This window comes from Arthrobacter sp. 210 2 (genome assembly GCF_059093025.1).
In genome coordinates this window covers 182,445-205,826 of sequence record NZ_JBNHIE010000008.1, presented here as the reverse complement: position 1 = coordinate 205,826, position 23,382 = coordinate 182,445, and the positions used below count along the sequence as shown (strand labels likewise).

At 65.4% G+C, this 23,382-nt stretch carries 21 protein-coding genes and 1 tRNA gene; 11 read left to right on the top strand and 11 right to left on the bottom strand.

Features of this window, described 5'->3' with window-relative positions; translation table 11 throughout:
* Positions 1-63: 63 nt before the first annotated feature.
* Positions 64-140 (top strand) — tRNA-Pro (locus AC5RWA_RS15950).
* Positions 141-232: 92 nt separating this feature from the next.
* Here the strand turns inward: AC5RWA_RS15950 and AC5RWA_RS15945 are convergent.
* Both AC5RWA_RS15945 and AC5RWA_RS15940 read right to left on the bottom strand, forming a co-directional pair.
* Complete coding sequence (locus AC5RWA_RS15945; RefSeq protein WP_494058266.1) at positions 233-556, bottom strand: hypothetical protein; 324 nt, start codon at positions 554-556, stop codon at positions 233-235.
* Between the two features lie 432 nt (positions 557-988).
* Positions 989-1,858, bottom strand: coding sequence for an Fpg/Nei family DNA glycosylase (locus AC5RWA_RS15940; protein ID WP_494058265.1), 870 nt, complete (start codon positions 1,856-1,858; stop codon positions 989-991).
* Positions 1,859-2,022: 164 nt separating this feature from the next.
* On the opposite strand from AC5RWA_RS15940, the gene gcvH reads away from it, so the two are divergent.
* From gcvH to AC5RWA_RS15915, 5 genes are all read left to right on the top strand, one after another.
* A complete protein-coding gene (gene gcvH / locus AC5RWA_RS15935; protein ID WP_079597196.1) occupies positions 2,023-2,409 on the top strand; it encodes a glycine cleavage system protein GcvH in 387 nt (128 codons plus the stop codon).
* 155 nt (positions 2,410-2,564) lie between these two features.
* A complete protein-coding gene (locus AC5RWA_RS15930) occupies positions 2,565-3,041 on the top strand; it encodes an FHA domain-containing protein (protein WP_079597195.1) in 477 nt (158 codons plus the stop codon).
* Positions 3,042-3,064: 23 nt separating this feature from the next.
* The gene (ftsR, locus tag AC5RWA_RS15925) at positions 3,065-3,781 is read left to right on the top strand and encodes a transcriptional regulator FtsR (protein ID WP_079597194.1); all 717 of its coding nucleotides are present in this window, start codon (positions 3,065-3,067) and stop codon (positions 3,779-3,781) included.
* Positions 3,781-4,284, top strand: a complete 504-nt coding sequence (locus AC5RWA_RS15920; protein WP_079597193.1) for a bifunctional nuclease family protein — start codon at positions 3,781-3,783, stop codon at positions 4,282-4,284. Before ftsR ends, AC5RWA_RS15920 begins: the two co-directional genes overlap by 1 nt.
* Before the next feature lie 232 nt (positions 4,285-4,516).
* Positions 4,517-5,110 carry a MerR family transcriptional regulator gene (locus AC5RWA_RS15915; RefSeq protein ID WP_009358601.1) on the top strand — a complete coding sequence of 198 codons (594 nt, stop codon included), beginning with the start codon at positions 4,517-4,519 and terminating at the stop codon, positions 5,108-5,110.
* A 64-nt stretch (positions 5,111-5,174) separates the two neighbouring features.
* On the opposite strand, the gene AC5RWA_RS15910 is transcribed toward AC5RWA_RS15915, so the two are convergent.
* Complete coding sequence (locus AC5RWA_RS15910; protein ID WP_275727256.1) at positions 5,175-5,993, bottom strand: ParA family protein; 819 nt, start codon at positions 5,991-5,993, stop codon at positions 5,175-5,177.
* A 302-nt stretch (positions 5,994-6,295) separates the two neighbouring features.
* On the opposite strand from AC5RWA_RS15910, the gene AC5RWA_RS15905 reads away from it, so the two are divergent.
* Positions 6,296-9,694 carry a pyruvate carboxylase gene (locus AC5RWA_RS15905; RefSeq protein WP_275727258.1) on the top strand — a complete coding sequence of 1,133 codons (3,399 nt, stop codon included), beginning with the start codon at positions 6,296-6,298 and terminating at the stop codon, positions 9,692-9,694.
* 63 nt (positions 9,695-9,757) lie between these two features.
* Here the strand turns inward: AC5RWA_RS15905 and AC5RWA_RS15900 are convergent, their stop codons facing one another.
* Complete coding sequence (locus tag AC5RWA_RS15900; RefSeq protein WP_079597190.1) at positions 9,758-11,566, bottom strand: AMP-dependent synthetase/ligase; 1,809 nt, start codon at positions 11,564-11,566, stop codon at positions 9,758-9,760.
* Between the two features lie 297 nt (positions 11,567-11,863).
* Here AC5RWA_RS15900 and AC5RWA_RS15895 point away from each other — a divergent pair, with 297 nt between their 5' ends.
* Positions 11,864-12,838 (top strand): ROK family glucokinase, encoded by a 975-nt coding sequence (locus AC5RWA_RS15895; RefSeq protein WP_254865551.1) that lies wholly within the window; start codon positions 11,864-11,866, stop codon positions 12,836-12,838.
* Between the two features lie 66 nt (positions 12,839-12,904).
* Here the strand turns inward: AC5RWA_RS15895 and AC5RWA_RS15890 are convergent, their stop codons facing one another.
* The 3 genes from AC5RWA_RS15890 to AC5RWA_RS15880 are packed head-to-tail and all read right to left on the bottom strand — an operon-like array spanning position 12,905 to position 15,097.
* Positions 12,905-13,507 carry a hypothetical protein gene (locus AC5RWA_RS15890; protein WP_494058264.1) on the bottom strand — a complete coding sequence of 201 codons (603 nt, stop codon included), beginning with the start codon at positions 13,505-13,507 and terminating at the stop codon, positions 12,905-12,907.
* Positions 13,494-14,312, bottom strand: a complete 819-nt coding sequence (locus AC5RWA_RS15885) for an alpha/beta hydrolase (RefSeq protein WP_115524667.1) — start codon at positions 14,310-14,312, stop codon at positions 13,494-13,496. Before AC5RWA_RS15885 ends, AC5RWA_RS15890 begins: the two co-directional genes overlap by 14 nt.
* Positions 14,309-15,097: an alpha/beta hydrolase gene (locus AC5RWA_RS15880; RefSeq protein ID WP_079597186.1), complete on the bottom strand. Its 789-nt coding sequence runs from the start codon at positions 15,095-15,097 to the stop codon at positions 14,309-14,311. The genes AC5RWA_RS15885 and AC5RWA_RS15880 overlap by 4 nt, the downstream gene beginning before the upstream one ends.
* 111 nt (positions 15,098-15,208) lie before the next feature.
* Here AC5RWA_RS15880 and AC5RWA_RS15875 point away from each other — a divergent pair, with 111 nt between their 5' ends.
* Together AC5RWA_RS15875 and AC5RWA_RS15870 are read left to right on the top strand one after the other, a co-directional pair.
* Complete coding sequence (locus tag AC5RWA_RS15875) at positions 15,209-16,015, top strand: lysophospholipid acyltransferase family protein (RefSeq protein ID WP_494058263.1); 807 nt, start codon at positions 15,209-15,211, stop codon at positions 16,013-16,015.
* Between the two features lie 97 nt (positions 16,016-16,112).
* The gene (locus AC5RWA_RS15870; protein WP_115524665.1) at positions 16,113-17,504 is read left to right on the top strand and encodes a class II 3-deoxy-7-phosphoheptulonate synthase; all 1,392 of its coding nucleotides are present in this window, start codon (positions 16,113-16,115) and stop codon (positions 17,502-17,504) included.
* 30 nt (positions 17,505-17,534) lie between these two features.
* On the opposite strand, the gene pknB is transcribed toward AC5RWA_RS15870, so the two are convergent.
* Both pknB and AC5RWA_RS15860 read right to left on the bottom strand, forming a co-directional pair.
* On the bottom strand, positions 17,535-19,613 hold the full coding sequence (gene pknB / locus AC5RWA_RS15865; RefSeq protein WP_494058262.1) for a Stk1 family PASTA domain-containing Ser/Thr kinase: 2,079 nt from the start codon (positions 19,611-19,613) through the stop codon (positions 17,535-17,537).
* A 100-nt stretch (positions 19,614-19,713) separates the two neighbouring features.
* Positions 19,714-21,090: a LysM peptidoglycan-binding domain-containing protein gene (locus AC5RWA_RS15860; protein WP_494058261.1), complete on the bottom strand. Its 1,377-nt coding sequence runs from the start codon at positions 21,088-21,090 to the stop codon at positions 19,714-19,716.
* A gap of 266 nt (positions 21,091-21,356) precedes the next feature.
* On the opposite strand from AC5RWA_RS15860, the gene AC5RWA_RS15855 reads away from it, so the two are divergent.
* Complete coding sequence (locus AC5RWA_RS15855; RefSeq protein WP_079597181.1) at positions 21,357-21,689, top strand: Rv2175c family DNA-binding protein; 333 nt, start codon at positions 21,357-21,359, stop codon at positions 21,687-21,689.
* A gap of 6 nt (positions 21,690-21,695) precedes the next feature.
* Here AC5RWA_RS15855 and AC5RWA_RS15850 read toward each other — a convergent pair whose 3' ends face one another.
* Positions 21,696-22,790 (bottom strand): polyprenyl synthetase family protein, encoded by a 1,095-nt coding sequence (locus AC5RWA_RS15850; RefSeq protein WP_115524662.1) that lies wholly within the window; start codon positions 22,788-22,790, stop codon positions 21,696-21,698.
* Complete coding sequence (locus AC5RWA_RS15845; protein ID WP_115524661.1) at positions 22,787-23,314, bottom strand: hypothetical protein; 528 nt, start codon at positions 23,312-23,314, stop codon at positions 22,787-22,789. The genes AC5RWA_RS15850 and AC5RWA_RS15845 overlap by 4 nt, the downstream gene beginning before the upstream one ends.
* Positions 23,315-23,382: the final 68 nt, after the last annotated feature.

Genomic DNA, 23,382 nt, shown 5'->3' with positions numbered 1-23,382 from the left:
ACTGCTGGTGGAAATCCTCGGAGGAATCCTTGGATGAAGCACAGCGGAGAACGGCGGAACTAACGGGCTGTAGCGCAGCTTGGTAGCGCACTTGACTGGGGGTCAAGGGGTCGCAGGTTCAAATCCTGTCAGCCCGACCAAAAAAGCCGCTTTCCGGGAATACCGGAAAGCGGCTTTTGGCATTTCAGCCGTTGTTGGGCGAGTCGCGCGATACACCCCCAACGCTTGGCAATCAGCGGTTGACGAATACTACGATCACAACGTACTTCCAGTCTCCGCGATGATCCTTGTAGTACACGCGCTGGTGACGGTGGTCGCAGTCCCTGTCATACCGGCCATCACGATGATGTGAGTAATGATTGTGATGATGGCGGGCATCGTGGTTGTGACACTTTCGGTCACGGTCACGGTCGCGGTCGTTGTTGTGGTCCCTGCTGTGAGACGACCCATGGCGGTCTCCGTTATTGTCGCCGGCATAAGCGACACCGGCTGATCCTCCGAAAATCAGGCCTGTGGCCAGGGTGGCGGAGCCGAGAAGGCGGGATACTTTGTTCATTGCACTTTCCTACTGTGATCGAATGATCGATGACCCGCAGGAACAGGAGGGCATGCAGGGGAAACGTCCGTCGTAGGACGTTGTCCGTTACAGTGTTGACCCGCCTGTCTGCGGCGGAGGCTCAAGCCCGTAAAGTGCGCGTGAAGCACCGTGCTTGAGGATGCCAGCGCAGTCAGGACGTAAACCTAGAAATTCCCCCGGCTTACATCCAGAGGTGCGCTGTGGTGATGACTGAACACATGGAAAAGGCCCAGATAGGCACTCTGTGTGAGGAATGAGCGCCGGTTTCTGGACCCTCACGTAATCAGTTCCGTCCGCCCGTTTGATGTGCTGGGGCGTCGTGTTTTCCACGATAGTGAGGCGTACCCCGGGTGTGAAGACCTGTGACTGTAATAGGGGAGGCTCCGGCAAAAAAGGGGGGGTGCGCTGTTTCTATTTCAGGAACTTCGAGGTCCGCCGGTCCGCCAAAATCTTCCCCTTGGTCTGGCACGTGGGGCAGTACTGCAGCGCCGTGTCCGCAAAGGAGACCTCCCGGACCGTGTCCCCGCATACCGGGCAGGGCTGGCCTGTCCTGGCATGGACGCGCATGTGGCTTCGCTTCACGTCCTTGAGGTCCTTGGGCGGCTTGCCGCTGGCTTCGGCCAGCGCAGTGCCGAGAATGTCATGAATGGCGTCGTACAGGACCTGCACCGTCTCCCGGTCCAGGGACTTGGCCGGGGCGAAGGGCGAAATCCGGGCCGCATGCAGGATCTCGTCGCTGTACGCGTTGCCGATTCCGGCGATCACGCTCTGGCTCCGCAGGAGCCCCTTGATCTGCTGCGAGCTGCCGCCGAGGATCTCCGCCAGCATGCCGACGTCGAACGCTTCAGCGAAGGGGTCCGGCCCCAGCGCGGCGATGCCCGGAACTTCCTGCGGATCCCGCACCACATAAATGGCCAGGCTCTTTTTCGTCCCGGCTTCCGTAAGGTCAAAACCCCGGTCACCTTCCGCCCCCGCGAAAACGAGCCGGGCCGCGATGTGGCCGTTGCCCATCTTCAACTGTCCGGCTGTGGGGGAGTCCGTGAAGCGGATCCACCCTGCCTTGGCCAGATGGAACACAAAGGAGATGCCACCGGTGTCGATGCTGATGAACTTTCCGAACCGCTGCACGCCGGTCACCGTGCGGCCCTCCAGCGCCGTGAAGGGCGGATCAGCGGTCTTGAGCACGGCGAAGGATGCAATCTGCAGTTTGGCAAGGACAGAGCCCTGCAGCTGTTCGTTCAAAAACCCGGCCAGACCGGCCACTTCGGGAAGTTCCGGCATGGCTTACCTGCCTGGCCCCGGGCATCCGGCATCAATGCGCGCGCTCATGCGACCCATCTTGTCAGAATCCCCGCTGAACGCCCCGGCAGATGTGCCTATACTTTCAGCGGCGGCCTGTTCCGGGCCCCAATGACCCAGGTGTTTGACCCGATGAAAGGCCCCCGATGAGCAACATTCCCGAAGACCTGTCCTACACCGCTGAACATGAGTGGGTAACTGCCCCCAATGCCGACGGCGTGGTCCGCGTGGGCATTACCGACTTCGCCCAGGACGCGCTTGGAGATGTTGTTTACGCCCAGATGCCGGAAATCGGCACCAAGATTACGGCAAACGAAGTGGTGGGTGAAGTGGAGTCCACCAAGAGCGTCAGCGATATCTACGCCCCGGTTTCCGGCGAAGTAGTGGCCCGTAACGAGTCCCTGGACACTGATTCGGCCCTGATCAACACTGATCCGTACGGCGACGGCTGGTTGATTGAGGTCAAACTCGCCGAAGCTGACGCCGTTGACTCGTTGCTCAGTGCATCCGAGTACGAACAACAGGTAGGCTAAAGCTAACCGGTACATCCGGTCCGGCCCCGCGTCGCAGGCAGGACGTCTTCGCACGTCAGCGGCCGGATGGGGAGCCGGCGCCGGACCTGCTGAGCGGGCCGGAGGGTAAACGTTGGCTGCAGGCCCAGGGGCTGCAGCGGGAAGAGGAGGAATCCATGGCTGGCCACAGACAGAACCCTGCCGATGGGGAATACGGCTCGGGTGCGGCTAAGGCGTCGGAGACCACCTCCATCCATCTCACTCCGGTCACCGATGAACCCACCATCGCCCCCAAGCTTTCCTCCGATGAGCGCAGCTCCGTTGAGGCACTGCCGGCCGGATCTGCCCTTCTCGTTGCGCACAGCGGGCCGAACGCCGGCGCCCGCTTCCTGCTCGACTCCGACGTCACCACGGCCGGCCGCCACCCGGACGCCGATATCTTCCTCGATGACGTCACGGTATCCCGCCGGCATGTGGAGTTCCGCCGGACTGCCCGGAGTTTTGAAGTCGTGGACAAGAACAGCCTGAACGGCACCTACGTCAACCATGACCGCGTTGACAGCGTTGAACTCAAGAACGGCAGCGAAGTCCAGATCGGCAAGTTCCGCCTCACCTTCTACCTGAGCCCTGCCAGTGCTGCAGGCCGCGGCTGAACCGGGGACCGCTGCCTGTGGCAATGGCACAACCGGAACGCCGGGGACCGCAGGTCCTCAACATCGGCGAAGTCCTCGCGCAGCTCAGCGGCGACTTCCCGGGCATGACTGCGTCCAAGATCCGCTTCCTCGAAGAAAAGGGGCTGATTAACCCGCGGCGTACGCCTGCGGGTTACCGGCAGTATTCCGACGGCGACGTGGAACGGCTGCGCTTCGTGCTGGCCCTGCAGCGGGACCAGTACCTCCCCCTGAAAGTCATCAAGGACTACCTTGACGCCATCGACAGGGGAGAGCGGCCGGAGAACCTTCCGCCCGGCGTCGTGGTGTCCCCGCGCATCGTCTCCGACGAACTGGCGGCCGAGCTGCAGAACCGCGGGCGCAGGCTCACGGAGGAGCAGCTGCGCACGGAGTCCGGCGCCAGTGTGCCCCTGCTGCAGGCGCTCCTGGACTTCGGACTGATCAGCCACAGCAACGGCCAGTTCGACGAACATGCCCTCCAGGTGGCGCGCGCCTGTGTACAGCTTGAGGGCCATGGGCTGGAACCCCGCCACCTGCGGCCTTTCCAGGCCGCGGCGGAACGGGAATTCGGCCTGGTGGAACGCGCGGTGGCGCCGCTTGCTTCCCGCAAGGACTCTGCCTCCCAAGCACGGGCCGCCGAGGCCGCCCGTGAAATCAGCGACCTCTGCCTCACCCTGCACCGGGCTCTGGTGCAGGACCACATCTCACGCATGGACATCTGATGATTGAAGTCGAGATTGTAGGCGTTCGGATCGAACTGCCTTCCAACCAGCCGCTGGTCCTGCTGCGGGAGATGCACGGGGAACGCCATGTCCCCATTTGGATCGGCACTCCGGAAGCCAGCGCCATTGCGCTGGCGCAGCAGGGCGTTGTCCCGCCCCGCCCCATGACCCATGACCTCCTGGTGGATGTGGTGGAATCCCTGGGCCACTCCGTGGTCAGCGTCAACATCGTGGCTGTCGAAGACAACATCTTTTATGGGCAGCTGCAGTTTGAAAACGGCACCACGGTGAGCTCCAGGGCATCCGATGCGCTGGCGATAGCCCTCCGCGCGAAGTGCCGGATCTGGTGCGCCGATTCAGTGATGGAAGAGGCCGGGGTGCGGATCACCGAGCACGACGAGGGTGAGGACACCGAACCCGGCCCCACGGTGGACGAAGAGCGCGAGCTGCGCCGCTTCCGGGAGTTCCTGGACGACGTGGAGCCCGAGGACTTCGACGGCTGAGGTCACGTTAAGGTTAAAGTTGAGGATGAAAGTTTCGACACGCCCTGCCAAAGGCCCCGGGGTCTTTGACCTTGGGACCTGCCGGGCCTAACGTCGAAGTATCAAGTTCCCATTGCTTACGGCAGCCGCGCAAGTCACACTGGAAAGTGCGCCCCGCGAAAATTACATGCATGGTCTTCATGCCAAGGCTGCTGCAGGTGTTCCCCGGGAGCGTACGACAAGGAGGATCCAGGTGAGTCCCAAAGGCGAAGCAGGCGGGCTTAAACAGCCCACGGCTGGTGTTGCTGTGCCCGCGAGTGGTGCCCAGGGCCTCCTGTTTACCGAGGACCTCCCGGTACTGGATGAGGACGCCGGCTACCGCGGACCCACTGCCTGCAAGGCGGCAGGCATCACCTACCGGCAGTTGGACTACTGGGCACGTACCGGACTCGTGGAACCCGCTGTGCGCGGCGCCGCCGGTTCCGGATCGCAGCGGCTGTACGGCTTCCGCGACATCCTTGTCCTCAAGGTGGTCAAGCGCCTCCTGGACACTGGCGTTTCCCTTCAGCAGATCCGCACGGCCGTTGAGCACCTGCGCGAACGCGGTGTGGAGGACCTCGCGCAGATCACGCTGATGAGCGACGGCGCAAGTGTCTACGAGTGCACCTCGGCCGATGAGGTCATCGACCTCGTCCAGGGCGGACAAGGAGTCTTCGGCATCGCCGTGGGCCGGGTGTGGCGCGAAGTTGAAGGCAGCCTCGCCTCACTGCCCAGCGAACACGCCGCGGAGCAGTCCTTTCCGGACGACGAATTGAGCAAGCGGCGGGCAGCACGCAAGATCAGCTGACCGTATATACGGCAGAAGCCGCTCTCCCTCCGGAGGGCGGCTTCTGCCGTTAAGTCTGGAATTCCTACCGCGTGCGGCTGCGCAGCCCGCTGCCCACAGCCATCATGTTGGCCAGCAGCTCGTCAAAGAGTGCAGCCGCAGACTTGGCCGAGTCGCCCGGCCAATGGTGCACCGGATGCGCAGCGCCCTGGATCTGCTGCCAGTTCGCCTGCTCCGGGATACGGGGGCTCAGGAGGAGTTCGCCAAACATGGACTCCATCTCGGCGAGCCGGTACGTGTGCTCGGAGGAACCCGTCCGGACCCGGTTGGCCACGATGCCGGCAGGGGAGAGGTTGGGGGCGAACTCCTGGCGGAACAGCTGAATGGCGCGCATGGTGCGTTCCGTTCCGGCCACGGAGAAGAGCCCCGGCTCGGCCACGAGCGCCACTTTGTCGCTGGCGGACCACGCCATCCGGGTCAGCCCGTTGAGCGACGGCGGGCAGTCGATCAGGACAAGGTCGTAATTGTCGGCACCCGCCAGGACGGTGGAGAGGCGCCGCAGGTCACGGCGGCCGAGGTCGGGGCGGTCGTAGATTCCCGTGTAGGCGGAGCCGACGGCGACGTCCAGGACGGCGGGTCCGGAACCGTTGGTGTGGGCCCGCGCTGTCCAGCTGCTGCCTACCACGTTGTCGGCCAGCTTGGCGCGGCGGGGGCTTTTCAGCATCCTGCCGATGTCCAGCTGGTCGCCCGGCTGGACGCCGAGGGCGGTGGTTGCGTCCGCATGGGGGTCGAGGTCCACCACCAGTGTGCGGACGCCCGCGGCCAGCGCCGCAGACGCCAATCCTGTGGTGACGGAAGTCTTGCCGACTCCACCCTTAAGGCTGCTGATGCTGACTACTTGCACTTGAGAGACCAAAACCTAACGCCGGATGCCGTGTTGGGAGTAATGTTTGCTCCGGCAGAGCCGAAGCCGGACGGTCCTGCCGCCCTACTCATCATATGTGGATGCGTCGGCGAATCCTGCTTTACGGGGAGTCGGTATGGCATCGGCTGTGCTGCCGGGGGCGCTTTCCGCCGGGCCTGGGGAAAGCGATCGGGACATGACGGGGAAATCTGTGATGGTGGCCACAAAGATTTGTGTTTGTCCTTGGAGGTCCTAGACACTGTGACCACTCACCGATCCACCCGCAATGATGCAGGAGAAGTATGTTTTCCAAAGTTCTGGTGGCCAACCGCGGCGAAATCGCGATCAGGGCCTTCCGCGCCGGCTACGAGCTGGGCGCCAAGACCGTTGCCGTTTTTCCAAATGAGGACAGGAACTCGATCCACCGCCAGAAGGCGGACGAGGCCTACCTGATTGGCGAGGAAGGGCATCCCGTCCGGGCATACCTGGACGTTGCCGAGGTGATCCGCGTGGCCAAGGAGTCCGGCGCGGACGCCATCTACCCCGGCTACGGTTTCCTTTCGGAAAACCCCGATCTGGCACGTGCGGCCAAGGAAGCCGGCATCACCTTTGTCGGCCCTCCTGCTGAGGTGCTGGAGCTCGCCGGCAACAAGGTGGCGGCCCTTAAGGCTGCCCGTGATGCGGGTGTTCCCGTCCTGAAGTCCAGTGCGCCGTCGAAGGACCTCGACGAGCTGCTGGCAGCGGCGGACGAGATCGGTTTCCCCATTTTCGCCAAGGCAGTGGCCGGCGGCGGTGGCCGCGGCATGCGCCGGGTTGATACCCGCGAAGCGCTCCCCGAGGCACTGAAGTCCGCCATGCGTGAAGCGGATGCTGCGTTTGGCGATCCCACCATGTTCCTGGAGCAGGCTGTCCTGCGCCCCCGCCACATCGAGGTGCAGATCCTGGCCGACGCCGAGGGCAACGTCATGCACCTGTTCGAGCGGGACTGCTCCATCCAGCGGCGGCACCAGAAGGTCATCGAGATCGCCCCCGCCCCGAACCTGGACGAGAACATCCGGCAGGCCCTCTACCGGGACGCCGTTAAGTTTGCCCAGGCGCTGAACTACGTTAACGCGGGCACCGTCGAGTTCCTCGTGGATACCGTGGGTGAGCGGGCAGGCCAGCACGTGTTCATTGAAATGAACCCGCGCATCCAGGTGGAGCATACCGTCACCGAAGAAGTTACGGACGTTGACCTGGTGCAGGCACAGATGAGGATTGCCGCCGGTGAAACGCTGGCTGACCTTGGGCTCTCCCAGGACACCGTCAAGCTGCGCGGCGCCGCGCTGCAGAGCCGCATCACCACCGAGGACCCCGCGAACGGCTTCCGCCCCGACGTTGGAAAGATCACCGGCTACCGGTCCGCCGGCGGTGCGGGCGTACGGCTCGACGGCGGCACGGTTTACTCGGGTGCCGAGATCAGCCCCCACTTCGACTCGATGCTGGTCAAGCTGACCTGCCGCGGCCGGGACTACCCGGCAGCCGTGGCACGGGCCCGCCGCGCCCTTGCAGAGTTCCGTATCCGCGGTGTCTCCACCAACATCTCTTTCCTGCAGGCGGTGCTGGACGATGCCGATTTCATCGCAGGAGACGTCGCCACCAACTTCATCGATGAACGCCCGCAGCTGCTGAAGGCGAGGGTTTCCGCGGACCGCGGTACCAAGCTCCTCACCTGGCTGGCCGAGGTCACCGTCAACAAGCCCAACGGCGAACTGACGGTTCACTCCAACCCGGCCGACAAGCTTCCGTCCGTCAAGGGCAAGCAGGCCGCGCCCGGCTCCCGGCAGCGGCTCCTGGAGCTGGGGCCCGAAGGCTTCGCCAAGGCTCTTCGTGAGCAGAACGCCGTCGCGGTTACCGACACCACTTTCCGGGACGCGCACCAGTCGCTCCTGGCCACCCGTGTCCGTACCCGCGACCTTGTGGCCGCAGGCCCTGCCGTCACCGCTCTCCTGCCGGAACTCTTGTCCGTCGAGGCATGGGGCGGCGCCACCTACGACGTCGCGCTGCGCTTCCTGGGCGAAGACCCGTGGGACCGCTTGGCGGCGCTGCGCACCGCACTTCCGAACGTGTGCCTGCAGATGCTGCTCCGCGGCCGCAACACCGTGGGCTACACGCCGTACCCGGAAGAGGTCACCGAGGCCTTCGTCAATGAGGCCGCCGCAACCGGCATCGATATCTTCCGCATTTTCGACGCGCTCAACGATGTCAGCCAGATGGCGCCGGCCATCCGCGCCGTCCGGGCAACGGGCACCGCCGTCGCCGAAGTGGCGCTCTGCTACACAGGCGACATGCTGGACCCCAACGAGACGCTCTACACGCTGGACTACTACCTCGAGCTCGCGCAGAAGATCGTCGACGCCGGCGCGCACATCCTTGCCATCAAGGACATGGCAGGCCTGCTGCGGCCCGCTGCCGCAGCCAAGCTCGTTGCCGCCCTTCGGGACCGCTTCGACCTGCCGGTCCACCTGCACACCCACGACACCGCGGGCGGCCAGCTGGCCACCTTGCTGGCTGCCGTGGACGCCGGTGTGGACGCCGTGGATGTTGCCTCCGCTTCCCTGGCCGGAACCACCAGCCAGGTCTCGGCGTCGGCGTTGGTCGCAGCGCTGGAACACACGCCACGGGACACCGGCCTCAGCCTGGCTGCGGTCAGTTCGCTGGAACCGTACTGGGAGGCTGTCCGCCGCGTCTACGCGCCGTTCGAGTCGGGCCTTCCGGGCCCCACCGGCCGGGTCTACCAGCACGAGATCCCGGGCGGCCAGCTGTCCAACCTGCGCCAGCAGGCCATGGCGCTGGGGCTGGGGGAGCGCTTCGAGGCCATCGAGGACATGTATACGGCAGCTGACCGGATCCTTGGGCGCCTGGTGAAGGTGACACCGTCCTCCAAGGTGGTGGGCGACCTTGCCCTGCACCTGGTGGGCCTGAATGCAGACCCGGCGGACTTCAACGAGAACCCTCAGAACTACGACATCCCCGATTCCGTGATCGGGTTCCTGTCCGGCGAGCTGGGCGACCCTCCCGGAGGCTGGCCGGAACCCTTCCGCACCAAGGCCCTGCAGGGCAGGAGCGTGAAGGTCCGCGACGTCGAGCTCAGCGCCGAAGACAGCGCTGCGCTGAAGTCCGACTCCAAGACCCGCCAGCACACGCTGAACCGGCTGCTGTTCGAGGGCCCCACCAAGGACTACCTCAAGAGTGTCGAAACCTACGGCAACATCTCGGTCCTGGATACCCGTGACTACCTGTACGGGCTCCAGCGGGGCCAGGAGCACGAGATCACGCTGGAACGTGGCGTGCGGCTGATCGCTTCCCTGGAGGCGGTCTCCGAGCCGGACGAAAAGGGCATGCGGACCGTGATGTGTACCCTCAACGGCCAGTCCCGGCCCGTGGTGGTGCGCGACCGTTCCGTGGTGAGCAACGTCAAGGCCGCAGAGAAGGCAGATCCGGCGCAGCCGGGCCACGTGGCTGCACCGTTCGCCGGCGCCGTCACCGTCACCGTCAAGACCGGTGACACCGTCAACGCCGGCGACACGGTGGCCACCATCGAGGCCATGAAGATGGAGGCATCCATCACGACGCCGGTGGGCGGCAAGGTTTCCCGCCTCGCCATCTCCGCGGTGGAGCAGGTGCAGGGCGGAGACCTGCTGCTGGTCGTGGAGCAATAGCCAAAAGCCAGTCAAAACAATGAAAGGGTCCTCCGCCAGGAGGACCCTTTCATCGTTTGCGGATCAGGAGCGGGGTGCCCCGTACATCTCCTCGATGACGGTCTCGAAGTCCTTCATCACCTGTGCGCGCTTCACCTTCATGGAGGGGGTCAGGTGCCCGGATGCTTCGGTGAAGTCGGCCGCCACGATCCGGAACGACTTGATGGCCTCGGCCTGGGAGACGGAGTTGTTGGCGGCGGTGATCAGGTCCTGCACTGCTGCCTTGACCACCGGGTTTGCTGCAGCGTCGGCCAGGGAGGTGTCGGCCGGAAGGTTGTGCCGCTGGAGCCAGCCCGGCAGGGCCTCCTGGTCCAGCGTGACCAGGGCGCCGATGAACGGCCGGTTGTCGCCAACCACCAGGACCTGCGATACGAGCGCATCGGCACGGATCTGGTCCTCCAGCAGCGCCGGGATCACGTTCTTGCCGCCGGCGGTGACGATGATCTCCTTCTTGCGGCCGGTGATCCACAGGAAGCCGTCGTCATCCAGCCGGCCAATATCCCCGGTGCGGAACCAGCCGTCGGAGAATGTCTCCGCCGTCAGGTCCTCACGCTTGTAGTAGCCGCGCATGACGCACGCGCCCTTGGCCAGGATCTCGCCGTCCTCGGCAATTCTGACGGCATTGCCGGGCAGGGGCTTGCCAACCGAACCAATCTTGATCCGGGACGGGGTGTTGACCGAGATGGGAGCGGTGGTTTCGGTCAGGCCGTAGCCTTCCAGCACCTGGAGCCCGATGCCCTGGAAAAAGTGGCCCAGCCGTTCACCAAGAGGACCGCCGCCGGAGACCGCATGGGCAACGTGGCCGCCCATCGCGGCCCGCAGCTTGCCGTAGACCAGCTTGTCGAACAGGGCATGGCGCAGCTTCAGTCCCAGCCCCACGTGGCCGGCCTGCCGCGCCTTGGAGAAGGCGATGGCGGTATCGGCCGCCTTGTGGAAGATGGCGCCCTTGCCGCCGTCCTCGGCTTTGGTCAGGGCCGAGTTGTACACCTTCTCGAACACCCGCGGCACGGCAAGGATGAAGGTGGGCTCGTAGCTCTGCAGGTCGGAGAGCAGGTTCTTGATATCAGGCGTGTGCGCCACGGTGGTTCCGGCTGCCATGGCCAGGACGGAGATGAACCGGGCGAAGACATGTGCCAGGGGCAGGAACATGATGGTCTTGGCGTTCTCATGGACGATTTCGCCGATGATCGCGAGTGCATTGTCCGAAAGCTCCACGAAGTTGCCGTGGGTCAGTTCGCAGCCCTTGGGCCGGCCCGTGGTTCCGGACGTGTAGATGATGGTGGCGATATCTGCCAGCTTCGCCGAGGTGCGGCGGGTTTCCAGATCGTCATCACTGACGCCGCTCCCGGCTTCCCGGAGGGCGTCAAGTCCGCCGCCCTCCAACTGCCAGACATGCTGGAGTGCCGTGAGTCCTTCGGCCGTCACGGCCTGCCGGATGACATTTTCGTGGTGGGCTGCCTCGCCGAAGGCGGCAACGGCGCCTGAATCGCCAAGATTCCAGGCCACCTGCGAGGGCGAAGAGGTTTCGTAGATGGGAACCGAGACGCCGCCGGCGAACCAGATGGCGAAGTCCACCAACGCCCATTCGTAGCGCGTACGGGACATGATGCCCACGCGGTCGCCGGCACCGACGCCGCTGGCGATGAGGCCTTTTGCCAGGGCTTTGACATCAGCAAGGAATTCGGTGGCAGAAACGTCCTGCCAGGCGCCGTTTGCGTCCAGCCGCGAGAACAGAGCCGGGTTGCTGGCCTTGTCCGCCTGCCGCAGCACCAGGTCGGTGATATTGGTTTCCGGTGGAACGACAACAAGAGGCGGAACACTGAATTCGCGCACTATAGCTCCTTTGATATCCGAAGTCCCGCTCAGGGGGTATGCCTAAAGACTAGTACGCCGCCGCGGGACCGTGCAGTATCTAAAGTTACTGGCGGGTAACTTTGCCGTCAATCGCTCTCCGGCCGCAACCGCCACGGGGGTCCGGGCGCCGGGGCGGCGGAAAACCTAGAATTGGGAACTATGTACGCACAATCCTCCGGCGAGCAGGCCGGCCCCCTCAGCAGGCCCGCAGCGTGGAGGCGGCGGTCTGCCTCCTACCGGGCCGGAAGGAGGCAGGGTGACGGCTTTCGTGAACAGATGCGCCTTGGCCGGAAGGGCCTTGCGATCGGAATCGATATCGGCGGCACCAAAGTGGCGGCCGGAGTGGTGGACGCCGACGGCACGATCCTGAGCGAGGCACGCCGCTCCACGCCGGGCACCGACCCGCGGGCAGTGGAGCGGGTCATCGTGGACCTGGTTGAGGAGCTGGGCAGCGGGCACCGGATCCGCTCGGTGGGCATTGGCGCCGCCGGCTGGATGGACCTCGACGGCGGCACGGTGCTTTTCAGCCCGCACCTGGCCTGGCGCAATGAGCCCCTGAGGGCAAACCTGCAACACCTCCTGCGGCGCCCCGTGCTGCTGGCCAACGACGCCGACGCAGCCGCCTGGGCCGAATGGCGTTTCGGGGCAGGGCAGGGCGAAGACCGGCTGGTTTGCATCACGCTGGGAACGGGAATCGGCGGCGCGATGGTCATGGACGGCAGGGTGGAGCGCGGGCGGTTTGGGGTAGCCGGCGAGTTCGGACACCAGGTCATCATGCCCGGCGGGCACCGCTGCGAGTGCGGCAACCGCGGGTGCTGGGAGCAGTACGCATCGGGCAACGCACTGGGCCGCGAAGCGAGGATCCTGGCCCGCAGCAACTCCCCAATGGCCCAGGACCTGCTGGGAGCAGTGGGCGGGCGCGCCGAGACCATCACCGGTGCCATCGTGACCGAACTGGCGTTGGCTGGTGACGCCGCCTCGCGGGAGCTTATTGAGGAAGTGGGGGAATGGCTTGGCCTCGGACTCGCCAACCTGGCCGCAGCGCTCGACCCGGGGTTGTTCGTTATTGGCGGCGGATTGTGCTCGGCCGGAGACCTGCTGGTGGAACCGGCGCAAAAGGCGTTCGCCCGGAACCTGACCGGACGCGGCTTCCGCCCGGCCGCGGGAATCCAGCTTGCCGCCCTCGGACCGAACGCCGGACTGATTGGTGCGGCGGACCTGTCACGGGTCAGCAGCAGGGTCCGCAGCTGACGCAGCGGTCCGCCTGCCGGACGGGTCCGGCAGGGAGCGTGCCGCCCGGAAGGTGCCGGGCGAACGCTAAACTCTGGCGCCGTCGTCGTCCTCGTCTTTTTCCTGGGGAAGCTTCATGATCAGGTACACCGTTCCCAGCACAAACGCAGCCACGATTCCCACGACGGCCAGCAGCGGCGCGGAACGCCAAAACATAGCCGAGAGCAGCAGTGCCACCGGCCCGCCCACGGCAGCCAGCCAGGCGAGCATGGTCAGCGGATCCGTGCCCGACAGGCTGGGAGGTTCCTCGGGCACGAAGGCGCCCTCGTCGTCGTCCACCCCATAATCCCGCGGACCCGCCGGAGCGTCAGCTGCATCGGCGCCGTCCTCGCCTGTCCCGGCGCCGGACGCCTCACGTTCCGCTGCGGACAGTTCGGCCGGCGCTGCCCCGGCCAAGCCCAGGGGATCGAAGTCCCGGAACGAAGCCCTTCCCGGCCGGTCGGCGGGGCTGCCCGGTCCGGCCGGCGCGCCGGCGTCCGTTGTTCCGGGGCGGGAATCCGGTGCTGAATGGCGCGGGCCAGGGGACGGGGAGTTTGCTTCCAGGCGCGCCACCAGGTCCAGCCAGACGGCATCGTCCTGGTTCGCGCCCTGGTCCTGGGAATCGGGGGATCCGGAGTCATGCCTGGTCATGCCGGGCCTCCTGGCCTGCCGCTGCCGGCGTTGTTGTCCCGGAGGGTTCGGCGGCAGGAAGCACGCGGCGGATGAAGTCCACCGAGCCCTGGAAAATCTGGTCGGCGTCGTTGTCCATCGTGGCCACGTGGTAGCTGTTGTTGAGCCTCACCAGTTCCAGGGGCGCATGCGTCAACCCACGCCGCAGCGCAGCGATGCTCGTATCGGAGACAACGTGGTCCACCGTGGACCGGTACACCTGGACGGGAGCGGTAACCCGGGGGAGAAGCCGCACAGTGTCCTTGAACATTTTATTCAACTCGTGGGCGGCGGCCACCGGCGTGCGCAGGTACGCGCCTTCGTCCATTCCCGCTTTGAGGATGTCGTTTGCGATGGCAGGGGTGGTCTTCATGACCAGCTTCAGGATCCCGGCCAGCGGGGCGCGGGGATCGTCGATGACCAGCCCGGGGTTTACCAGCACCACGCCGCTGACCGGCCTGGTGGCCGCAATCCGCAACGCCAGCGCACCGCCCATGCTCAACCCGGCGGCGAAGACGTGGTCGCATTCAGCCTCGAGTTCGAGGTAAGCGTCGTCCAGGGCGCCGTGCCACTGCTGCCACCGTGTCCGGGAGAGGTCCTGCCAGCTGGTCCCGTGGCCGGGCAGCAGCGGCATCCGGACCGCGAAACCGGCCGCGGCAAAGGCATGGGCCCATGCACGGAGTCCATGCGGGCTTCCGGTGAAACCGTGCGAAAGGACCACGCCCGTCCGCGGCCCTTCACCGCTGGACATGCTGCTGAAGGGACTGTGGTCCGGGCTGGAGGTCATGGCGTCTCCGAAGTGCTGGTCTGGCGGGAATGGGCGCGGATGAATGCGCTGGACCTGGCAAAGATCTCCGGCGCGTCAACGTCCAGCGTAGCCACATGGCCGCTGCTATCAAGGCCAACCACTTCTTCAAGCCCCGCAGGAAGCCGTTGTCGAAGCATCTCAAGGGAGGTTGGCGGAACCACGGCGTCAGTCAGCGATTTGAACACCTGCACCGGTGCCGTGACGCCCGGCAGGCCACGGATGGCCGCCCCGAAGAGCTTCTTGAGCTCATGCACTGCCGAGAGCGGAGTGCGGGTGTAGTCACCATCCTCGGTGGCCGGCGCCGTCGTCTGTTCTTCCTGGAGGGGGATGGTGGTCCGTTGAAAGTATTTGAGGACCCCGATGACCCGGACCCGGCGGTCATAGAAACTCAGGCCGGGGTTGACCACTGAGACCCCTGCCACGCTGTGCCGGGACGCGGTCAACAGGGCCACCGCCCCGCCCATGGACAGCCCCGCCACGAAACACGTGTCGGTCTGCGACTGGAGTTCCAGGAAAGCTGTTTCGTAGCTGCGGTACCACTCGGTCCAGCGCGTGCGGGCGAGCTGGCGCCAGTCGGTTCCGTGCCCGGGCAACAGCGGGACGGTCACGGCGTAACCCTGCCCCGCAAGGTGCTCCGCCCAGGGCATCACGCTGAGTGGACTGCCCGTGAAGCCGTGGCAGATGGCGACGCCAATACGTGCGTTCGCCCCATGGCCCGGATAGCTGAAAGCGGCAGGACGGGGCGGGATGCTGCTTTCAGTCATGACTCCATCGTGTCACTGTTCCGGACAAATCTCACTAGAGTAGGGTTGCATTGGACTGCTGACCAGGCCCGGCGCGGAGCCTGAGGGCCGCCTTCCGGAGAGGTTCACCACGTGTTCTATTGGGTCATGAAAAGGATCTTCCTGGGGCCGGTTCTGAAGCTTCTTTTCCGTCCCTGGGTCAAGGGGCTGGACAACATCCCGGCGCAGGGGGCAGCGATCATCGCTTCCAACCACCTGTCGTTTTCCGACTCGATCTTTATGCCGCTGATGGTCCGCCGTCCCGTGGTCTTCCTGGCCAAGTCCGAGTACTTCACGGGCACCGGGATCAAGGGCAGGCTGACGGCCATGTTCTTCCGCCTGACCAACCAGCTGCCCATGGACCGCTCCGGTGGTGCAGCGTCCGCCGCCTCCCTCAGCGCCGGAATGGACGTCCTGAACCACGGCGGGCTGCTGGGCATCTATCCCGAAGGCACGCGCAGCCCCGATTCCAGGCTGTACCGGGGCAAGGTGGGCGTGGCCCGGCTGGCGCTGCAGGCCGGAGTCCCGGTCATCCCGGTCGCCATGATCGGCACCGACAAGGTCCAGCCCATCGGGAAACGGCTGCCCAACATCCGCCGGATCGGCATGATCTTTGGTGAACCGCTGGACTTCAGCACCTACCGGGACCAGGCCGAGGACCGTGACGTCCAACGGAAAGTCACGGACCAGATCATGTTCGAACTCATGCGGCTCTCCGGGCAGGAATACGTGGACGAGTACGCGGCCGTCGTGAAGCTTCGGTTGGCCGGCAAACCGGTGGAACCGGCGGCAGCCGCCGAACCCCTGGCTTCGCCGGAGCCAGCGGAAGGGGCCGCGGATTCCGGCGCCACCGGTGAACGCGCCACGAAGGACGACGGCGGCGCTGCCGCTGCCGGATAACCGGAGCAGCCTTCGCCGCGCGGCTGTTGTGACGCCCGCTTCAGTCACCGTGACGGTGTGGTGTCCAGCAAACCTGCGCTGCCGTTAGTCTTAGAGGGTGACTGAGCTATCTGCAAAACCCGCCTTTTCGCTGTCCAGCACCGCCCAGAGCGGCGCGGCCAACTATCCCGGACTTGACGACTGGCGGGACCTTCCCATCTCCCAGCAGCCCAGCTGGCAGGACAGGGAAGTCTTCGACGCCTCGGTGAAGGAACTTTCCGCGCTTCCCCCGCTGGTGTTCGCCGGCGAGGTGGACGTGCTGCGCGAGCGGCTCGCGGCGGCAGCCCAGGGCAAGGCGTTCCTCCTGCAGGGCGGCGACTGCGCCGAAACCTTCGAGGCCGCCACGGCGGACAAGATCAGCGCCCGGGTGAAGACCATCCTCCAGATGGCGGTGGTGCTCACGTACGGTGCCGCCATGCCCGTCATCAAGATGGGCCGGATGGCCGGGCAGTTCGCCAAGCCGCGGTCGTCCAATGACGAAACCCGGGACGGCGTCACCCTTCCCGCCTACCGCGGCGACATCGTCAACGGGTACGACTTCACGCCGGAGTCCCGCGGCCACGACGCCGCGCGCATGCTCCGCGCGTACCACACCTCCGCTTCCACCCTGAACCTGATCCGGGCCTTCACCCAGGGCGGGTTCGCCGACCTGCGCTCTGTGCACCAGTGGAACAAGGGCTTCACCGAGAACCCCGCCCACGCCCGCTACGAGTCGCTGGCCCGGGACATCGACCGCGCCATCAAGTTCATGGCTTCCTGTGGCGCAGACTTCGAGGCCCTCAAGCGCGTTGAATTCTTCGCCAGCCACGAAGCGCTGCTGCTGGACTACGAGCGGGCGCTGACCCGGATCGACTCCCGCACCGGCTTCCCGTACGACACCTCCGCCCACTTCCTGTGGATCGGGGAGCGGACCAGGGAACTGGACCACGCCCACGTGGACTTCCTGTCCCGCGTCAGGAACCCCATCGGGGTCAAGCTGGGCCCGTCCACCACCGGTGATGATGCCCTCCGCCTGATCGACCGGCTGGACCCGGAGCGCGAACCCGGCCGCCTGACCTTCATCACCCGCATGGGTGCCGGCAACATCCGCGAGAAGCTGCCCGCCGTCGTCGAGAAGGTCACCGCTTCCGGCGCCCAGGTGCTGTGGGTTACGGACCCCATGCACGGCAACACCGTCACGTCCCCCAACGGCTACAAGACACGGAACTTCGACGACGTCATCGACGAGGTGCGCGGCTTCTTCGAGGTGCACCACGCCCTGGGAACGGTCCCCGGCGGCCTGCACGTCGAAATGACCGGCGACGACGTCGCCGAATGCCTTGGAGGCGCCGATCCAATCGACCAGGACGCCTTCCTTGACCGCTACGAATCAGTCTGCGATCCGCGGCTGAACCACATGCAGTCCCTGGAAATGGCTTTCCTGGTGGCCGGCGCCCTCGCCAAGCACTGATCCTGCACCGTGGTGTGGGCGGGTTTCCGCCTACACCACCGTCAGGGTGATCACGGAACCTTCGGGAACCTCGGTATCCACCGGATCCTGGTCGCGGACGGTTCCAAAGAACCCGCCCAGCACCTCGTTGACCCGCACTTGGAAACCCAGGGCCTCCAGTGCCCGACGGGCCTCGGTGGCCTGCCGGCCGATGTAGCTGGGCACTTCCACCATCCTCGGGCCCTTCGAGATGGTCAGGGTGACCGTGCCGCCACGGGTCAGCGTGCCGCTGGCCGGTGACTGGCTGACAACCGCGCCCTCGGGAATGTTCCTGTCGAACACCTCTTCGCGTGCCACCTCGGCGCGCAGGCCGGCCGCCTCGATGGCGTCTTCGGCATCCTTCTCGTCCTGGCCCACCACCGAGGGGACGGGAATGGGCTCAGGTCCCTTGGAGACCGCCATGCCCACCGGAGTCCCGCGCCGGGCGGGCGTGCCGGACGCCGGGTCCTGGAAGAGGACGACGCCGGCCGGCGCCTCCTCGTTGAACTCTTCCGTGACCGTGCCCAGTGCCATGCCGGCCGCATTAAGTGCGTTCTTGGCTTCGTCCAGCGTCCCGCCGGTCAGTTGCGGCAGGGGGAAGAGCTGGGGTCCCTTCGAGACGAACAGGGATACCGGCTGGAATTTACGGATCTCCGTCCCTGCCCCCGGCTCGCTGCCCACCACCAGACCGGTGGGGACGTTCTCGTCGAAAACGTCGCTGGTGGTGGACCTGAAGCCGGCATCGCTGAGCACCTGCTGGGCCTGGGCGACGGTCTTGTTTGCCACCTCGGGAATAGTGGCAGCGGCCCCCGGTCCCATGCCGAAGAACCATCCTGCTCCCGTGGCCAGCAAGGCGGCCAGGACCAGGACAACCACCCAGAGCACCCCACGCCGGCGGGGATTGCCTTCGCGCAGCGTCCTGGCCGGGGTGGCCGCAGCGCGGGCGCGGGCCTTCTCCTCTTCCTTCTCCGCTTTACGCTGTGCCCGCTTGCTGGGCAACGGCGTCGGGGGAGCCCAGGCCTCTTCGGCGTCTTCGCCGGGTGGCGTGAGGATGTGGCTCCCATGGGCGGCTGCGTTGCCGGGGTTCCGGTCCGCGTGCTGCTGCCTCTGGAGCGGAACGTAGGGTGGCACGGCCGGCCGGCCGGAGGGCATGATGGTTGTTGGATTGCTGGTCCGCGCGATGAACTCGGTCCGGTGAGGGGAGCCGGCAGGGTCCGGGGCCGCCGGCGGCTGCAGATCCAGCTCGGCGTCTGTCAGGTGGGTCCGGATGTGGCGCAGCTCGTGCAGCAGTGCATTTCCGTCCACCGGCCGGTTCTCCGGATCGTTGGCAGTGCACCATTGCACCAGCTCGTCCACTTCGCCTGCCAAACCCGGCACCAGGGCCGAGGGCGGGCCCACTGTTCCGTTCACATGCTGGTAGGCGACCTGGATGGGGACCTCACCGTCGAACGGCTGTTGTCCGGTGAGCATCTCGAACAGCATGATGCCCACGGAGTAGACGTCGCTCCGGGCGTCCGCCGGTTTTCCCAGGACCAGCTCAGGAGAAACGTAGGCGACCGTTCCCATGAGGGTTCCGGAGCTCGTGGACGTCGTGACCGCCCTCGCCAGTCCAAAGTCGCCGATCTTGATCCTGCCGTCATCCGAAATCAGGACATTTTCGGGCTTGACGTCCCGGTGGATGAAGCCGGCGGCGTGGGCCGCGGCAAGGCCCTCGACAACGGGGTCAATGAGGGCAAGTGCCAGACGCGGCGGCAGGGCACCTTTGCTGTTGATGACGTCACGGAGGGTGTGGCCCTTGATGTATTCCATGACCAGGTAAGCCGTGGTGCCGTCATTGCCCTGGTCCAGGACGCCCACGACGTGCGGATGGGACAGCCGTGCAGCGGCTTTCGCTTCGCGCCCCAGCCTGGCGATAAAATTTTCATCGGCGGAGAGGTGCGGGTGAAGCACTTTCAGCGCGACGTCCCGTTCCAGCCGCTGGTCCACCGCCAGGTAGACAGTGGACATACCACCGCGTGCCAGCCGGGAGCGGACGGCGTACCGGTTGTCCACCAGCGTTCCTACAAAAGGGTCAGACACGTGTTCCTGCACCCTTCGATCCTAGTCCCGCAACGAAACGGGTCCGAACCTGTAGCCGGTTCGGACCCGTTCTGGACTGTTCCCACCGCCCCGGTCAGCCAGGGCGCAGGGACTAGCCGAAGTTCTTCTGGTGTGCCTTGATGGCCGCAACGTAGGCCTTGGTGTCGTCGTACATGCCGTACTTGCTCACCGAGTATTGGCCCTGGTAGTAGCCGGCGATCGCAGTTTCCTCGTCCTTGCTGGTGGCCAGGAGCTGGCGGATGATAGCGACGCCCGCGGTTGCATTGTCGTACGGATCCAGCAGGTTCAGCTTGCGGCCCACAAGATCCGAGGCCCACTGTCCCGAGCTCGGGATGACCTGCATGGTGCCGATGGCGTTCGCCGGCGAGACGGCGCGCTGGTCGAAACCGGACTCCTGGTGGGCAAAGGCGAGGGCAAGCGATGGATCCACTCCCATCCGGCGTGCCGTGTCCGCCACGATATTCCGCATTTCTGCACGGGAGGGAACCGGCGCAGCGTTCAGGAGGGCCTTGTTCTCGTTCGCGGAACTGACTACGGCCGCGGGGTAGCTGAACCCGAGGAATGAACTCGGCACAAGCGGAGTGACGGACGCGGCGGGCTGCGGGGCTGCCGGCTGGCCCGAGCCACCGGGAATAACCAGCTTGTTGCCCGGGAAGATGACCGTGGTCATGCTCATCCGGTTGGCGGAGAGCAGCTCGGAGAGCTTGACCCCGTGGCGCGAGGCAATGGCGGAGAGTGTGTCGCCGGCTTTGACAGTGTAGGAACCGGTAGCCGGTGCGGGGGTGGCAGAGGTGTTGGCCAGTGCAGGGGCTGGTGCGGGGGCCGGCGCCGCAGCCGGTGCGGGGGCGGCCTGTCCTCCGCCCACCTTGATCTTCTGCCCGGGATAAATGATGGAGCGCATGGAAAGGTTGTTCCAGCTGAACACATCGGCAAGGCTCACGTTGTGCCGCGCCGCGATGGCTCCAAGGGTGTCGCCGGCCTTCACGGTGTAGGTTGCACCCTCGGCAGGCGCAGGTGCTGCCGCCGGTGCTGGTGCGGCCGCGGGCGCCGCGGCAGGGGCACCGGAAAGTTTGATCTTCTGCCCGGGATAAATGAGGGTGTTCGGCTGGAGGTTGTTCAGCTTGAGGACTTCAGAGGTCTTCAGGCCAAACTTCCCGGCAATGCCGCTGATGGTGTCGCCGCGGGCGATGGTGTACTCCGCGGGAGCAGAAGGCTGGGCAGGCTTGAAGGCAGCAGGAATGGTGGTGGATACCGACGATGCAGGGATGACAGCCGGAGCCGCTTGTGCAGCCTGTGCCTTCATGGCCGCAGCCAGGGTTGCAGGAATGGACCGGGCCGGCTGTTCTGCGGCAGCAGGCTGGGCGAGGGCCAAGGATGACAACACGACCGCCGGCAGCGCGGCGGTTGTGGCGGCAAGCACCGGCAGACTCGGCCTGGGGGGCTGCTTGGGCGAGCGGGACATCGTCATGGAAAGAATCCTCTTCTCAACTGCGGGCGCGGACGGGGATGCCGCTGATATTCCTGATACTACTGTTACTCGAGTTATTACTGTTACGAGCGTGAACAATGTGAATCTCTCACGAATTCGGGATTAGCACAAGAATTCCGGGATTCCCGGCAAAGAAAGATTTACGGAGTGTTTGCAGGTCAACTGCGCACAGGGATTGCATCGACTAGGCGGCGGGGCGCACCCCATGGCAACCTTGATCCGTGAGTAATAACGTAGAAAACCTCGTGGGCGAGTGGTTGCCCCTGCCCGACGTCGCCCGCCTCCTGGATGTTTCCATCACCAAGGTTCATAGCCTTTTGGATGAACGGGCCCTGGCGGCATTGCGGGTAGGGGAGCGGAACATCAGGTCCGTTCCCGCGGAATTCATTCAGGATGGCCAGGTAGTGGACAGCCTTAAGGGCACCATCGTGGTGCTGTCGGACGCAGGGTATTCGGATGAGGACCTTATCGTCTGGCTGTTTACGGCAGACGAATCCTTACGCGGCCGCCCCATCGACGCGCTGCGCGAGGGCCGCAAAACCGAGATCCGACGCCGGGCGCAGACCCTGGCCTGGTAGCCGCTTCTAGGAGGCTCGGCTGACGGTGGCCTCAGCCAGCCTCCGGAGGGCGGTTTTTGGCAATTCATCGAGCGGAAGGGCCTCGAGGGCTTCGTAGGCCGCCGAACCGAACCCGTTAATAAGGACCTCCGTGGCCTGCAGGGCGCCGGATTCCTCAATGATCCGCCGGATCTCAAGGATGTCTTCGTCCGAAAGGTCCGGGCTTCCCAGCCGGGAATCAATAAATGCGGATTCAGGGGCTGAGGCCTGGTCCAGTGCAAGGGCGACCAATACCGTCCTCTTGCCTTCGCGTAAATCGTCCCCTGCAGGCTTGCCCGTGGTGAGCGGGTCGCCGAAAACGCCCAGCACGTCGTCGCGAAGCTGGAAAGCCTCGCCCAACGGGAGCGCGAACGCTGAGTAGCCGCGCAGGAGCTCGTTCGAAGCGCCCGCCAGTGCTCCGCCCAAGGCCAGCGGGTGCTCGGTGGAGTACTTGGCGCTTTTGAACCGGATGATCGACTGGGCGCGGCTGACGGCGCCCGCCCGGTCACGGACCGGGCCCGCGACTTCCTCAAGGATGTCCAGGTATTGACCTGCCATGACCTCGGCCCGCATGAGGTTGAAGATCAGCCGCGCCCTGCTGCCGGATGCTGCACGTTCCCCAATGTCCGTGAACGCCTCTTCGCTGAAGGACAGGCAGAGGTCGCCGGCGAGGATTGCTGCCGCCTGGCCGAACCGCTCGCTGTCCAGCGCCCAGCCCTGTGCACCGTGCAGCTGGCTGAAACGGCGATGGACGCTCGGTCCTCCGCGCCTGGTGTCGGAGCGGTCAATGATGTCGTCATGGATCAGGGCTGCCGCCTGGAACAGCTCGAGGGCGGCACCGGCAGTCACCACCTCCGTGGCCGTGGGCTCGCCGCCGGCCCCGCGCCAGCCCCAGTAGCACATGAGCGCCCGGAGGCGCTTGCCTCCGGTTACAAGGTTTGAGATGGAGCCCATGATGGGGTCGATGTCGGGGGAGATGGCAGACATCACGGACTGCCGTGAGGTCAGGAAGCCGGTCAGTTCGCCGGCCACTGCCGCCACAAAGTCTGCCTGTTCGTGCCTCAGTTGCTCGGCGGCGGTCACTTTGCAGACTCAGCTGCCACGTTGGCTCCGATGGTGAACGTGGCCACGCCCGCGGCTTCCACAACGGAGAGGTTGACTGTCTCGTTGTCGCCCCGCACGAAGTCCTTCGACGCCACTGCTCCCACCGCCTCACCGGGAACCGCCTTGAACCCCTGGGCTTCAAGCGACGCGGTGTAGAAATCGACAACGGCTGCGGTGGGCGCCGTCACGGTGGCCACCAGGGCGGCCGTTGCCGGCGCCGATGCTTTGTCGAAGCTGCTCGAAACTACGGTGGCTCCCGGCATGAGGGGCAGCAGCTGCTGGGGGAAGCCTTCCACCACGGCACCGACAGTGGCGGACGTATTGGGTGAGGCGGAGGGGCTGGCCGACGCGGTTATGGTGGCCTGCGACGTTGCCGGGGTGGAAGCCGAAGAGCTGGATTGGGGCGCCTGTGACGGGGTGGGGCTGCAGGCAGCCAGGGCCAGGGCTGCACCGGCAGCGAGAGTGGCCAAGCCTGCAGGCTTAAGGTTTCCAAAGACCGTCACAGGGACTTTCCTCCTGGTGTTGATGCCGGATTCAGCCTCCAGTTTAGTCAGTACCAACGGATAGGATT